Consider the following 13,596-nt stretch of genomic DNA (forward strand, 5'->3'; position numbering starts at 1 on the left):
GCTTACTCATGTTGCTCTTGCTTCCCACCTGAAACTGCTTCCTCCGGGCTCACATGTCCCAGTCTCCAGGTGTCCAGCCGCAGGGTGGAACTTCACTGCCGGGGTGAGCACCTTCGCGCGGATGTGACGGAACCCGCGTCGGACCCGGGCGGGCGAAAGCCTGTTCGGCGGGGCGGGTTTCTCCCAAGGTCGACGCAGGTCCTCCGCGAGGGACCGGGCGAGGCGGAGCTGGGTGTGCGCGGCGATGATCAGCCAGGTCCACAGATCCGCGCTGTCCGGGCGCCGGATCTTGGGTGCGGTCCAGCCGAGAACCTGTTTCATGAAGCGGAAGGTGTGTTCAAGATCGAATCTGCGCAAGAGCGCGTGCCAGCGCACGTCCATCTCCGCGCTGGTCAGGGCTGTGGCCGATGACCACAGCCACAGCGGCTTGGCGTCCCGCTCGCCCGGCAGGCGCTCGAGTTGGAGGCGGATCAACGTGCCGTGCAGCACGGGAAGTTCGGCGTCGGTGTACTCCAGCCAGGGGCCGCGGCGCTGCAGCCGGGGGTGCATGCGGTCCCACGCCAGTGCCTCGGCCTTGCCGTAGCGGGTGGTCTCGGTCGTGCTGGTGGCATCGGGGGTGTGCCAGCTGGCGGGCTGGGCAAGGGTAAGGACGCCGCCGTGGCGCCGTGGGCGCCCACCCCGGGCGGTGGACCGGGGTGGCTCCGGATCGCGCAGCATGACGCGGTCCGAGCGCAGCCGCACCACGATCTCCACCGGCAGGTCCGCGAGCACGTGGGCCAGGCGGGGTCCGTCGTAGCCGGAGTCCATCACGATCAGGATGTCCGGGTCTGCCTCCCTCCAGTGGCCTGCGGCTATCAACCGCACGACGACGTCGCGCAGCTGGGCGGCGGTGACGGCGGTGGCGTCGTCCACCAGCCCCAGGCGCACGGCGTCCAGCAGAGGGACCCAGGACGTCCGCCCGCGCTCCAGCGCCGCGACGAAGGCGTAGGGCCAGCCCGGCACCAACTGGTCGCTGGCCCGACCGCCCCGCCCATAGCAGTGGCAGAACAACCGGTCCGGGCTGGTCGGCGCGTCGGGCCCTAGCCAGTTGGACACGTCCACGGCCAGCACGATCCGCCCTCCTGCAGGCCGGGGCAGCGGTAGGCCTGCCAAAGTGAGGCGCAACCGAACCGGTTCCGGCCATCCCCGGTCCAGCGCGGCGTACAGGGCGCCGTGGCCACGCCGGTGCTCGACCGCGAGAGACAGCTCGACCAGGGTCTTCACCGGCCCGTCCGCACACAGCACCGCGTCCGTGAGCTCGAAGAGCACGTCAGCACGGGCGTACAGGGATTCATAGAACTCAACTCGAAAGCGGGACAAGACGCCCAACGCCTCGCTTACGGGCGCCTCGACGGGGAGACTCATAGGCAGCGGCCGTTCTCTCGTCCTTCGTGACTCGCCATCTCGAAGAATGGAGAACGGCCGCCTCCGCTGTCCCGGAAAGAACCGCAGATCAGCAGATCAGGTGACGTGCGAGGTTAACCGCCATGCTCAGTAGCGGAGCAAGTGATTCGAATTGGCGCATACGGCCACGTCCCCGACATGCGTGGGGCTTTCGTTGCTCACGTCGCCCTGGGGAGGCATGGTCCACTGGACTCCGACGTAGTGCGTCATTCCCGTCCAGTCCCAGTAGTCGTACTCGGCCTGCGTCCAGTAACCGTTCTCGCTGTCGGCAGACCTGACGTTGCCGTACAGGCCGTAGTCGTTGAGGTCCAGCAGCCTGCCCATCCCGTTCTCACCAGGGCACCAGATGGAGGTGGTCGAGAGGCTGACCGTGCCCCAAGTGCTACCTGAATAGAGGCAGACCTGGCCGGCGTTGCAGCCGGAGAACGTCATCGGCAGGGCGATGCCGGCCTTGGCCGTAGGGGTGTAGGTGAGAGTGACATCACCCTTGGCGTAGTGGACGCTGTTGCCCGTGGCCGTCCCGCCGGGAAGGCGCTTGAGCTGTGCCGCAATCTGCTTCTGCGTCCAGGACACGCTCGTTCCCGATGTGGTCGGGGCGGCGATCGCAAGTTGGGGGGTGCTGGCAACAATCGCTGCTGCGGCCGCAGCTGCGGCGCACCACCGGACCACCGTCTTTCGGGTCTGTTCCATATTCTTGTTCCTCCGATGAGTTGTCGGCTTCTGCGCCATTGCGCTGTACTGGTATGTGGAGCTAGGAAGGGGCGAAGAGCCTGGCGCCTGAATCGGCGTAGCCGTCCGTGGGGCGTCCCTGCGAGTTGAGGCGGTCTCTCGGCGCGTCGGGCAAGGTTCGGGAGCGCGATGTGTCCGGGAGTTCGGACGGGCGACGAGAGTATTTGTCAGATGTCGCGGAGCGAGCGCTGATTCACGGGCACCGCCCGTGCCCCGGTCAGCACTTCGGGATCTCGTGGTTGTAGAAGAGGGCGAAGTTGTCTGCGTAGGCCCCGTATACGTACCAGGTGCCCCAGAGCGTCCCGCCGGTGCCAGCGGCGTAGGAGACGCCGTCAACCCGGTACCAGACGTTGCCGTGGCCGGCGACGTCCTCGCCCATGGTCCAGCAGTTGGCGAGGATCCCGTCGAAGTTCGAGGACCACAGATCGCTGGGGCCTTTCTGGGACCACGAGTAGGGCTGGGTGTAGACGCCTACTCCGTGGCCGGTATTGGGCAGCCACTCGGTTGTGTAAGCGGACGCGCTTTCGGTGGCGAGGGCGACCCCGCCGAGTGTTAGCAGCGCGACCGTTGTGAGGGTCGCCGCTCGGCGTCTGAGCCTGAAGTTCATCGTTTCTCCAAGGGTGTCGTGGATGGCTGGCGACAGCTCAGTTGCCGGTCACGACGAGGTCGTAGCTCGGATAGCCGCCGCACATGGTCGACCATTGGGTTCCGTAGGCCATCTGGCCCCGTGTGCTCTCGGAGCAGTAGTTGAGCCACTCGCCCATCCGGCTGTCCCACCGCTGGCCGAAGACGGTCCCCCCGATGTTCAGGGATCCCCCGGCGTACGTCCTGATCCAGGCCGCATCACAGGAGGGCGAGTACCGCACCTGCCCGTAGGTCTGTGAGTTCAGGTACACGGTCCTGTAGGTCGTCGCGTCCGCGGCGCACCCGGTTGTCGCCGGGTCCTTGCCGGTGCAGCCGCTGCCCGTGCAGGAACCGGCGGCGTGCGCGGCCGAGACGGGTCCGGCCAACGTCAGCAAGCCGGCGGTCACGACGGCCGCCATGCCGGAGCGCAGGAGAGTCTGCCAACGGCTACCGCTGCTGGTGGTGTTGAGGGTCTGCATGGTCTGGTTTCACCTTTCTTGTGGAATGTGGAGGTGACTGGGTCGCTGTGTGCGGTTCGTGGGTTGCTGGGTGCCCGAGTCGGGCGGGTTCCCGTCGATCTGCCGCCTCCCTGGGGCTCCATCAGCCGTAGGTCAGGAAGTTGTTGACCAGTTGGGCGTAGGCGGTCTGGCCGGCTGCGGTCGGGTGGAAGGTGCCGACGCCCGGCACGTCGGGGGTGCCGTTGGAACTGCCGGACTCGGACCAGGCGACCGCGGCGTTGACCCACGGGGTACCGCCTGCCTCGCACGCCCAGTGGCCGCCGCCTGCGTCCCAGGCCGCTCGTGGGTCGACGAAGCCGATGGTGACGCCCTCCGCCGCGACCTGGCTGACAACGGAGCTGATGGTGTTGTCGAGTGCGTCGGCCATCTGGTTCATCCACTGCTGGTTTCCGGTCCCTAGGCCGGAGCAGCCTGTCACCGGGCTCGGGGAGAACAGGTGGGGATAGCCGACCACGACGATCCGGGCGTTGGGGGCCTTCTTGTAGATGGCCTCGTAGACGGTCTTGAGGTGGGCGGGCAGCAGCGTCTTGATCAGGTACGGCTCGTACTGGACGAGTGGCTGGGGATCCACTACTCCGTTGTCCAGCGTGAGGTGGAAGTCGGGCGCCGTGCAGTCGGAGGTGCTGGCGATGCAGCCCAGCAGGACTTTGGCGAAGCGGGCGTCGTCGCCACCGACCGAGACGGTGACCAAGGTGGTGTCGTTGTTGAGGTATCCGTCGTCGAGCTGCTGGTACTCGCCGTAGCTCTGATGCGGTTGTCCCCAGTCGGTGTACTTGTCGTCCGGTGTCGGTGGGTTGTCGACCGCCGCGCTGGTGAGGTCGACGGTGGTGGCGCCGCCGCAGGCCAGGAAGGCGAAGGAGGCGGTGTTCGCCACCGTGGCCGCCTGCTGGGCGATGGAGGTGCTCTGGCCGGCCAGGGTCACCTGCCGGGGGTAGGCGTTGGACACCGAACGGTGGCAGGCGTCCTTGTGGCCGTTCGCGTAGTAGTCGCTGTTCGGGTCGTAGGGGTCCTGTCCCTCGCCAGCGGAGTAGGAGTCCCCGAGGGCCACGTAGGCCGTGGGCTGGACGGTGGGGGTGAACGAGACCGCGTCCCAGGCGATGTCGTCGCCGTTCCCGTCGGTGGTGGAGTTGTTCAGGGAGACGCTCGGCTGTCCGGACAGGGAGAAGGCGCCCAGGTCCACCCAGGTGTTCTTCGCCCAACGAGTGTTGACGATCCGGTACTGGGACTGGCCATTACCGAGGTTGATGGTGTACTGGGCCTGCTTGGTGCCGTCTCCGCTGTCGGGGATGTGGACCTTGATCCGGTACCAGCCGCTGATGGCGGGCGGGGTCCAGGTCCCGCTCACGGTGTGGGCGGAGTCGCTGGGCTGCACGGTGTGGGTGAACCAGATGTGCCCGCCGAAGCCCACGCCGAGCTGGTGGAAGTCGATCTTTCCTGGGTAGGAGATCGGTTGGGAACAGGTCGTGCACTGCGGTGCGTAGCTGAACTTCAGTCGGAACGAACCCTGATCGCTCCAGGTCTGGTTGCAGCTGGCCGCGCTGGGGTTGGTGACATCGTCGACGATGATCGACCCCGCTGGTGGAACGGCGCCGAGCGAGTCCGAGGCGGCGGAGCCACTGGCAGTACCGAGTGCCCGGCAATCCGCGGGGTAGATGTCGGTCCCGGCGGGTTTGGGGCTGGCGGCCGTGAAGGTGCTGCGGCCGGTTCCGCAGGCGTTGCCGTCACAGACCGCCCAGGAGACGGGCCAGTGCCACCAACAGTGCAGCCCCGCGGCCGTGCACAGACCTGCTGCGTTGGCCGTGCCCTTGGAATCGGGAGCACCGTTGGGTGTGCAGGAGTCGGCGGTAGTGCAGAGTTTCATGAACGGCGGCACGGCCGGCTGGTTGAGCGAGTTCTGAGCGGGAGCGTAGGCCGTCTGCCAGCTGCCGGTGGCGTAGTTGTACCGGGGTACCGGGGAGTACGCCCAGCCCATGACGAGCTCGGGGTAGGTCCAGTGGCTGGGGACCTTCGTGTTGGCGGGCGCGTTGGTGAAGACGCCACGGTCGGCCGGATAGCTGGGGTTGGCCGGGTTGTTCGCCCAACCCAGGCCCCAGTTACCGCCGCTGCCGCCGGTGTCGGTGCAGTTCGGGCCTGGGGAACAGCCCGTGGTATTTCCGTAGGCCGCCGAGGTCGGCTGCACGCCGGAGTTGTAGGCCCAGACCGCGAACCACCAGTTCTCGATCTTGTTCGGGTCGCCGTTGTTGGCGATGATCCCAGCAGCCTTGAGCTGGTTCCACTTGTCGATCAGTATGTTCAACGTGGCCGCGATGTTCGACGCGTAGTCGGTGGCGATGGCCTGCTGCTGCTGAGCGGTGGTGTACGCCATGTTGCCGTCGGCGACCGGGGTGCCGGCCGGGGTGTTCTTGGCCATGCCCGAGGTGACCTGCCCGATGCCGTAGCCGCAGTCGACGCGCCCCCAGTCGCCGCCGTTGCCGTAGAAGCCGCCCTGGTTGAAGTTCCCAGTGACCGCGTCGACCGCGTGCGGGCTCGCCTGCAGGGTGTTGGACTCCTGGGCCAGGATGCCCAGCAGCACCTGGACCGGCACCGTGCCGCCGCCGGCGATCTGCCGCAGCGGGAACATGCCCTGCGGCGTCCACGGGACCGACAGGCCCGAGCTCTCCCAGTTCGCCCCGCGGGCCGGTGTGAGCTGACCCTGGACCGCCAGGTCCGCGGCCCACTCCACCTGCTGGGCTGTCGGCTGGTACGTCTGGATCGACGGATCGTTGCGCGCCACCGCGCAGCCCCGGTCCGGGTCCCACGACACCGTCGACGGGTCCGTCGGGTCCGCGAGCGCTGCTGCATTCTCCTGGCGGCCAGTCCCTACCCCTGAGGCCGAGCCCAGCTGCGGAAGAGCCGGCGAGGGTCGCATTCCGGCTGCTGGGTCGATCGGTGCGGGGTCCACGGTGAAGGTGACCTGCTTGGCGGTCGCGGGAGCGACAGCACTGATGGCTACCCTGCCGGGTACCGCGACCGCCCTTCGGGTGCCGCTCCCACCTGTTGCGTTCAGCCCGACCGGACCAGTCGTGGTCGCCTGGTCGAGCTGGTTGGTCGAGCCGGTCACGACCAGTGCCCCGGTGGTCGAAGGCTCGGAGTTCACCGGGGCGTCGAGCCGCTTCCAGCCTCCCGGATTGCCGCCGTCGAGCGGAACGCCGTCCGTCTTGGAGCCGAGCAGGAACACTTGGCTGCCGCTGCGCGTGACCTGGATCTGCCCCAGCGCGCCGGTGCCGACCAGGGTCGAATGCCCGGCCGCCATACGGCGGACCTGGACCTGCTTGCCGACCGGCACCTGGTAGGCGAGGCCGCCGGCTGTGTCGGGCTGCAGCCGGAACGGCGTCCCGGCCTCGCGGCTGAGCGAACGCTCCTGCCCTTTGTCGTTCACCGCGACCAGCTCGGCTCCCCTGACGGCGGCCACACCACCGCCGAAGGGCACCGCCGAGGTGAGCTGCCCGGACGCCTCGTACTGCTGCACCACCCGGCCGGTGGCCGCGTCAAGGACACGCACCGTGCTGACGCTCTTTCCGTCAGCAGCGGTGCCCAGCGAGGTGAGCGCGACCCGCTCGTCGGCCCCGCAACCGGGGTTGTAGTACGCCAACGAGGCAGTGAACGGAAGCTTGTTCACCACACCGCTCTGCAGATCGACCACTGCGACGAACGCGCCCCGGTCGAAGAATTCGTTCCGGTTGGCAAACTGACGCGGCGCGTAGACCACCACGGCACGGTGCCCGGACGAGGTGACACAGGACTGCCCGATCCACTGCGAGGTATCGAGCCCGGGCTCGGACAGTGTCGCAGCCGTGCGCCACTGATACCCCGACGAACCGTCCGCAACTAGGATGTTCAGCCCGTTCGCGTCTCCGCTGGTGGTAACCGACCGGTCCGTAGACCTGCGCCAGTCGGGGCCGAGAACGCTCTGCGGTGACTGGAGCCGCGAACCGTTCTCCGCTCCAGGCGCCAGACCTGACTGGCCAACGGGCGGCGCAGAGGGAGCTGAAGCGTTAGCCGGGTTGTTCAGCGCCCCAGCCATCACTGTCGCGACAAGGGTGGCCGCGAACACCACATGTGACCGTCTACGAAGCAAGGACGTGGTATGTCCCATTCAGAAATCCCCTCAACCCAGTCGGATCAGCTGCGGCGCCGATGGCGGCAGCCGGCCAGAACCGTGCCCGCACCACTGGCATCACGGCACCGCTGCCGATTAGCTGACAGCCGCTCATCTGCCTTGAGCTCGCCGACGGATCGGACGCCTGGCACCACCGGATGGGAACAGTCGGCGTCCTCTCCCGCCCCCGGCCTGAGCAGCAACTTGAGGTTATGGACAGCCGTCCTAGCTCTGTCCTAGATTCGTCCTAGGACCGTTCGGGGCGGTCGTTGCTCGAGGGCAGACAGGTGCGGGGGACATGCAGTTCGGCGTGTTGGGGACGTTGCTGGCACGGGTGGACGGGCAAGCGGTCCCACTGAACGGCCCGCGGCAGGCGAAGCTCCTGGCCGCACTGCTGGTCAGGGCCAACCAGGTAGTGTCCCTACAGCGCCTCGTCGAGGTGATGTGGGACGGGAATCTGCCCGCCACCGCGGTCCGCCAGGTCCAGGACGCGGTGTCCGGTGTGCGCCGCAACCTGGCCGCGCACGGTGCGGCGGACGTGATCAGCACTGAGCGCGGCGGCTACCGGATCCACCTGGAGACCGCCCAGCTCGACCTCCTCGCATTCGAACACGAGCGTCGGCTAGCCCAGCAGGAGCAACGCAGCGGCGATGCCGTCGCGGGACTGCGCCGTGCGCTGGCCTGCTGGCGTGGCCCGGCACTGGCTGACCTGACCGGCAGCGTCCTGGAGGATGAGGCCTCCCGGTTGAACGCCCTGCGCACCTCAGTGCACAAGCAATGCCTGGCACTCGAGCTCGCCCTGGGCCGTCACCATGAGGTGGTCGACGAGCTGACTGCTCTGCTGCGCGAGCACCCGCTAGACGAGGAGTTGGCGGCGCAAGCGATGCTCGCCCTGTACCGCGCCGGACGCCAAGCCGAGGCACTGACCCTCTATCAGCAGATCCGCCGGGAACTGGCCGAGGAGCTTGGAACCGACCCGACACCACCACTACAGGAGCTCCATCGTCGGATCCTCAATTCTGATCCCGAGCTTTCCTGTGACAGGAGCGACCGAGATGAGAGGGCTACCGATCAGTCGTCTCATCGATCGGTTCCACGACAGTTGCCTGCAGGAGTCGCCTACTTCACCGGACGTGCCCGAGAGATTGACGATCTGCTCCGTCTAGCACACAGCGCCACTCCAGGCAGCGGCGCGATCGTGATCTCGGCTATAGGTGGCGCTGCTGGAATTGGCAAGACGGGACTTGCGGTGCATTTCGCCCACCAGATCGCACCGCAATTTCCCGACGCACAGCTGTACGTGAACCTGCGCGGTTTCGCGGCTGAGGGTACCTTGCCGAGCACCACGACGGTGGTACGTGGGTTCCTGGACGCGCTCGGTGTGCCGACAGATCGTATCCCGTGCGATTTGGATGCACAGTTGGCTCTCTACCGCAGCCGTATGGCCAATACACGCTCGTTGATCCTGCTCGACAACGCCCGCGACGCCGAGCAGGTGCGGCCGCTGCTTCCGGGAGAGCCCGGCTGCCTGGTGCTCGTCACCAGCCGGGATCAACTCTTGAGCTTGGTGGCACTTGATGGTGCTGTGCCGATAGTGCTGGATGTGCTTTCACGGAACGAAGCGATCGAATTGCTGACACGCCGACTGGGCGCGGAGCGCCTCAGGGGACAGACCCAGGCGGTCAACGAGCTGGTTGATCTTTGCGCGCGCTTGCCGCTCGCGCTGAACATCGCAGCTGCTCGCGCGCTCAGCCAGCCTGGTACTCCACTCAGCGTATGGGTCGAACAGCTCCGGGATGCACAGGGGCGCCTTGCCCTGCTGTCGGCCGGTGCCGGAGCTGCAGATGTCCGCACGGTGTTTTCCTGGTCTTACAAGGCGCTCGGCGCTCGAGCTGCACGTATGTTCCGCCTGCTAGGCCTGCACCCGGGCCCCAATCCAGAAATCAGTGTCCTCGCCGCTGCCAGCCTTGCTGATCTCACGACTGGAGAGGCCCGGTATACTTTGAACGAACTGAGTCGCGCTCACCTGATCACCACAGTCGCCCCGGACCGCTATACGTTCCACGACCTGTTGCGCACCTACGCTACCGAGCTAACCCACGACTGCGACGCCGACGATGCTCGGCGTGACGCCACGGGCAGGATGCTCCGCTACTACACGAGCACGGCGCTAGCTGCAGCAAACGTGCTTTACCCGCATGCGCCCGTGTCCTTGCCAGACCTTCCGTCACCATCAGGTGATCCAGTCAAATTCGACGGATTCCCACGAAGTCGAGCATGGATGGACCTTGAATCTACCAACCTTGTTTCCTGTAGCATCCATGCGGAATCCTCCGGATGGCCAGCCTATAGCGCCCACATGTCGGGAATCCTTTACCGTTATCTGCTTTCCACCGAGCGCCATGCAGACGCGGCCAACTTGCACCTCTCAGCATTCCGAGCGGCCACAGCTCTGAATGACAAAAGCAGCCAGGCGCGTGCCCTGGTCAACCTAGGAGTCGCCAAGTACCACCTCCATGACTACCCCGGCGCGATCAGACAGTATCTTGCAGCGCTGGACCTCTCAGCCGACGTCGACGACACCGCCGAAGCATCTCGCGCCCACGCCAATCTTGGCGGCGCTTACACACAGCTTGGCCGATATGACGAGGCCATCAACCACTATACGAAAGCACTCGCAGCCTTCGAACAACTCGACCAGCCCTTCGGCAAGGTAGCAGCACTCTTCAACCTGGCCGTCGCTCACGAGTGCCAAGAGAACTACCCCGATGCCCTCGGACTCTTGCACCAATGCCTTCATTTGGCTCGCCAAATAGGGGACAGGGCGAATGAGTCCCGCTCGCTGAACTACATCGGCCGCATCCAAACATGTCTCGGCAATACAGATGCAGCCCGCGGGTCCTTTCTGGAGGGCCTGGGACTGGCGCGTGAGCTGGACGAAACCGGGCTCGTGGGGCCCTCGCTGAGAGGCCTCGGAACCCTTGCAAGAAACTCTAACCCCGACGAGTCTCTTTCCTATCTCCAGGAAGCGCTCGCTATAGCCATCGACATTGACGATATCTACGAACTTGCGTCGACGCACATGGAAATTGGCGATACTCACGACACCCTTGGCGACCAGGTCCGGGCTCAGCATCACTGGCAGGAGGCACTGTCCCGATTCATCGAACTGGGCGTACCGGACGCGGACAGCGCCCGATCGAGACTTGATAACAAGTTTACGCAAACGACTACTGGAAATAGTTGATTCTCCGCCGCCGAAAGTCGCGGCGCAGGGTGGGCCCCAGCTCGTCCGCTCTTGTGCTCCGGTGCTCGTGCCTGAGCCCACCGCCCGGACCGAGCCCTGCCAAGACTCGCTGGTCGAGATGGACCTACCGCCGTGGAGCCGGGCGCTGGCTGAGTTCTCCCGGGCTGAGCGCCCGCAGCTAGCGGTGCCTGAAGACGCGAACCCGTGGGCGTCTGGGACCTGCTGGCTGTACTGCGGTCGGGCCGAGGCCCTGGTGCCGCCTTCGGTTCCGCCGTTCTGATAGGTGCAGGTCACGGCAGCGGTCACCGCGTCCCGGTCCAGGTCGAGACCGCGGGTGAAGGCGTGGATGTGGGGCAGATCAGCTTCCCGGGCCTCGGTGAGCCACGTGTCCGCGTACTCGTTGAATTGGCTCTGGCAAGATTTTCGTAGCCGGAGACCATCTCGTTCCGGCGGTGGGCACCTACTGACAGTGCTCCGCTGAACTGGCTTCGCTGTTTCCGCACTTGGCAGGCGTGGTCGTGACCTCGATCGATGGTTCTGGTCCCGTCATCGTGGTTTACTGATCGTTTCAGAATGAGCTGAGAGCGTGGTGGTGAAGCGATTGGCGTTCGGCTATCTCAGGTGGGTGATGTCTCGCACGCAGGTGCTGGTGGCGGGGTGGGCATGAAAGAGCGGGTCCCTCGGTAGAGACGTGGTTGTCGAGACCGTTTGCCGTCCAAGGAGACCCGCTGCGCACTCAGTTGACCACTTCCGATGCCGCGTGGTCCATTCCGGTCCCTCTCCCGTGTGACTGCTACGTGCACCTGTACGGGGCGATTGGTGCCGGGCGTCGTGCCGAGCGCTATCCCACCGACATGACCGACGCGGAGTGGGCCCGGTTCCGTGCGTCGATGCCGGTCCCGGCGTGGCTGGAGGGCCGCGGTGGGCGCCCGGAGGCGTTCTGCCACCGGGAGATGGTCGACGCGGTCCGCTACGTCGTCGACAACGGGGCGAAGTGGCGCGCTGTCCCCGCCGATTTTCCCTGGTGGCGGGCGGTATACGACTTCTTCCGGCGGTGGTGCCGGCACGGCTACGTGCGCGACCTCTACCAACGGCTGCGGCGCATCGAACGACGGCAGCGGGGACGGCCCGCCGAACCGAGCGCCGCGATCATCGACGCGCAGTCAGTCGACGGCGCGGACACCGTCACCGGCGACAGCCGCGGCTATGACGGCGCGAAATCGCGCGACGGCAGGAAGCGTCACACTCTGGCCGACACGCTGGGCCTGTTGCTGGAAGTCAGCGTCACCGCGGCCAACGTGCACGACTCGATTGCCGCCCCGGAGTTGTTGGAGCGGTTCATGGCCGCGCCGGGCCGGCTGTTGAAGCTGGTCTGGGCCGACAGCGCCTACCAGGGCCAGGCCCTGGCGCAGGCGTTCGCCCGGCACGGGGTGAAGGTCGAGGTCGTGCGGCGAAGCGACGGGCAGACGGGGTTCGTGGTGCTCGCGCGCCGTTGGATCGTGGAGCGCACCCTGGGGTGGCTGTCGCGGGCTCGCCGGCTCAACCGCGACCACGAGCGCCGCCCCGATCACCACGAGCAGATGGTGTGGTGGGCCGGCCTGCTCACGCTGACCCGGCGGATGGCGCGGCAACGACTGCACTGGCCGGAACGGCGGCCCCACCGGCTGGACCCGCCACAGCCCTGAACACCCCACCGCGCTCACGCAGCAGCCAGCCCCGCGCCTCCAGCGCATTGGCCCGGTGGCGCACTTTCTCCACCTCGTTCATCCGTGTCGCGTCCCGGCCCAACGCCCGCGTCAGCTCCTGCACGGTCACCGGCCCCGACGCTGCCGCGGCCACGGCGAAAACCTGCCGGTAGACCCCCGACAGCACCTCCTCGCCCAGAACCGGCCCGCCAGGCCGGCGGCCGCGGATCACGGTCAGTACCCCCACCCGTTCCGGCGGGCACCGTCTGCTGCCTGGCCACCGGCACCGCCGTCACCGTCCCGGCCGGTCCCGTTACGTGCCCTGACGGCACATCATCCTCCTTGCTGTGCACGGATACCGTTCCCGGCCCGTTCTCCCCGCGCCGGGCGGCGCCTTCGCCCTCGGCCAGCGCGCGCAGCACCTCTTCCCGGGCGATGCGCGCGTGGTCCACACGCTGCCGGGCCGCGACAGCGTGCTCCTCGGCCTCCCGCACCGCCTCCAGCCAGGACTCGAGCTCTTCGCGCGCCCGCGCTTCACGCCACTCCAGCAAAGCGATCACCGACGGCACCAGACACCTCCCGGACAGACAGAACCAACCGTCCACTGGCTGCCCCGCCCCAGCCACCACCACACCCGCCCAACCGGAAAACCGCAGCTCATCGAGCTTCAGCGCAGTTCACCACCACGCTCTGACCGCGGTTTCGTGAACGATCATAAAGTCGGGCGCTGAGGCCGCACAGCCCCAGCAAGTGGGACGGGTGTCGTGCTGCTGGGCTTCCAGCGACTGCAACCGGTGGGCTTTCCCCGTTGCAGGGGGCCCAAGCGACGCCTGTGCGTTCGATGTTCGGAGGCGTGCCGAAGCACAGGCAGGCCGATTCCCCGGCGCGCTGTCGGTACCTCTCCCTACAGTTGCCCCATGTATGTCGACGAAGACGAACCTCCCGCGATGAACTGGAAGTTGATGTGGGTCGGGTACCCCGAGGGCACCCATCTGTCGAACTCCAGCATCTCCGACGGCCGAAAGGGCCTCGCCCGCAGCAACGAGGACAACTCGCTTGTCACCCAGGCGGAGCTCTTCGACGCCGACGACCAGTACAGGGAAGGCCTCGGTGATGGCCGGGTCTGTACGGTGACCGGTGTATCTCCCGATCAAGGAAGAGCACCTGATGAGCGACGTGATCGCCTCGGTTGAGGCGGTTGAAGAGGTCCGG

8 protein-coding genes are annotated in these 13,596 nt (G+C 66.8%); 3 read left to right on the top strand and 5 right to left on the bottom strand.

What is annotated here, in order from left to right:
- Positions 1 to 6 precede the first annotated feature (6 nt).
- The 5 genes from ABT095_RS37635 to ABT095_RS37655 all read right to left on the bottom strand — a co-directional run bounded on the left by ABT095_RS37635 (position 7) and on the right by ABT095_RS37655 (position 7,062).
- Positions 7 to 1,404 carry an NF041680 family putative transposase gene (locus ABT095_RS37635; protein WP_350534131.1) on the bottom strand — a complete coding sequence of 466 codons (1,398 nt, stop codon included), beginning with the start codon at positions 1,402 to 1,404 and terminating at the stop codon, positions 7 to 9.
- A gap of 126 nt (positions 1,405 to 1,530) precedes the next feature.
- Positions 1,531 to 2,133: a hypothetical protein gene (locus tag ABT095_RS37640; RefSeq protein ID WP_350534132.1), complete on the bottom strand. Its 603-nt coding sequence runs from the start codon at positions 2,131 to 2,133 to the stop codon at positions 1,531 to 1,533.
- A 256-nt stretch (positions 2,134 to 2,389) separates the two neighbouring features.
- Positions 2,390 to 2,779 (bottom strand): hypothetical protein, encoded by a 390-nt coding sequence (locus ABT095_RS37645; RefSeq protein WP_350534133.1) that lies wholly within the window; start codon positions 2,777 to 2,779, stop codon positions 2,390 to 2,392.
- 37 nt (positions 2,780 to 2,816) lie between these two features.
- Entirely contained in the window at positions 2,817 to 3,275 is a 459-nt protein-coding gene (locus ABT095_RS37650) for a DUF2690 domain-containing protein (RefSeq protein WP_350534134.1), read from the bottom strand.
- Between the two features lie 121 nt (positions 3,276 to 3,396).
- Complete coding sequence (locus ABT095_RS37655) at positions 3,397 to 7,062, bottom strand: golvesin C-terminal-like domain-containing protein (protein WP_350534135.1); 3,666 nt, start codon at positions 7,060 to 7,062, stop codon at positions 3,397 to 3,399.
- Positions 7,063 to 7,750: 688 nt separating this feature from the next.
- Here ABT095_RS37655 and ABT095_RS37660 point away from each other — a divergent pair.
- The 3 genes from ABT095_RS37660 (at position 7,751) to ABT095_RS37670 (ending at position 13,577) form a co-directional block, all read left to right on the top strand.
- Positions 7,751 to 10,699 (top strand): AfsR/SARP family transcriptional regulator, encoded by a 2,949-nt coding sequence (locus tag ABT095_RS37660; protein WP_350534136.1) that lies wholly within the window; start codon positions 7,751 to 7,753, stop codon positions 10,697 to 10,699.
- 854 nt (positions 10,700 to 11,553) lie between these two features.
- Positions 11,554 to 12,384, top strand: a complete 831-nt coding sequence (locus ABT095_RS37665) for an IS5 family transposase (protein WP_350534137.1) — start codon at positions 11,554 to 11,556, stop codon at positions 12,382 to 12,384.
- A 917-nt stretch (positions 12,385 to 13,301) separates the two neighbouring features.
- Positions 13,302 to 13,577: a hypothetical protein gene (locus ABT095_RS37670; protein ID WP_350534138.1), complete on the top strand. Its 276-nt coding sequence runs from the start codon at positions 13,302 to 13,304 to the stop codon at positions 13,575 to 13,577.
- Positions 13,578 to 13,596: the final 19 nt, after the last annotated feature.

The sequence above is a fragment of the Kitasatospora sp. NPDC002227 genome (assembly GCF_040296285.1).
Classification (GTDB): Bacteria; Actinomycetota; Actinomycetes; order Streptomycetales; family Streptomycetaceae; genus Kitasatospora.

Bases quoted from the DNA above. Each gene is read 5' to 3' on its own strand.
- ABT095_RS37650 (WP_350534134.1), bottom strand. From the start codon at position 3,275: ATGCAGACCCTCAACACCACCAGCAGCGGTAGCCGTTGGCAGACTCTC.
- ABT095_RS37670 (WP_350534138.1), top strand. From the start codon at position 13,302: ATGTATGTCGACGAAGACGAACCTCCCGCGATGAACTGGAAGTTGATG.
- ABT095_RS37635 (WP_350534131.1), bottom strand. From the start codon at position 1,404: ATGAGTCTCCCCGTCGAGGCGCCCGTAAGCGAGGCGTTGGGCGTCTTG.
- ABT095_RS37645 (WP_350534133.1), bottom strand. From the start codon at position 2,779: ATGAACTTCAGGCTCAGACGCCGAGCGGCGACCCTCACAACGGTCGCG.
- ABT095_RS37660 (WP_350534136.1), top strand. From the start codon at position 7,751: ATGCAGTTCGGCGTGTTGGGGACGTTGCTGGCACGGGTGGACGGGCAA.
- ABT095_RS37665 (WP_350534137.1), top strand. From the start codon at position 11,554: ATGACCGACGCGGAGTGGGCCCGGTTCCGTGCGTCGATGCCGGTCCCG.
- ABT095_RS37640 (WP_350534132.1), bottom strand. From the start codon at position 2,133: ATGGAACAGACCCGAAAGACGGTGGTCCGGTGGTGCGCCGCAGCTGCG.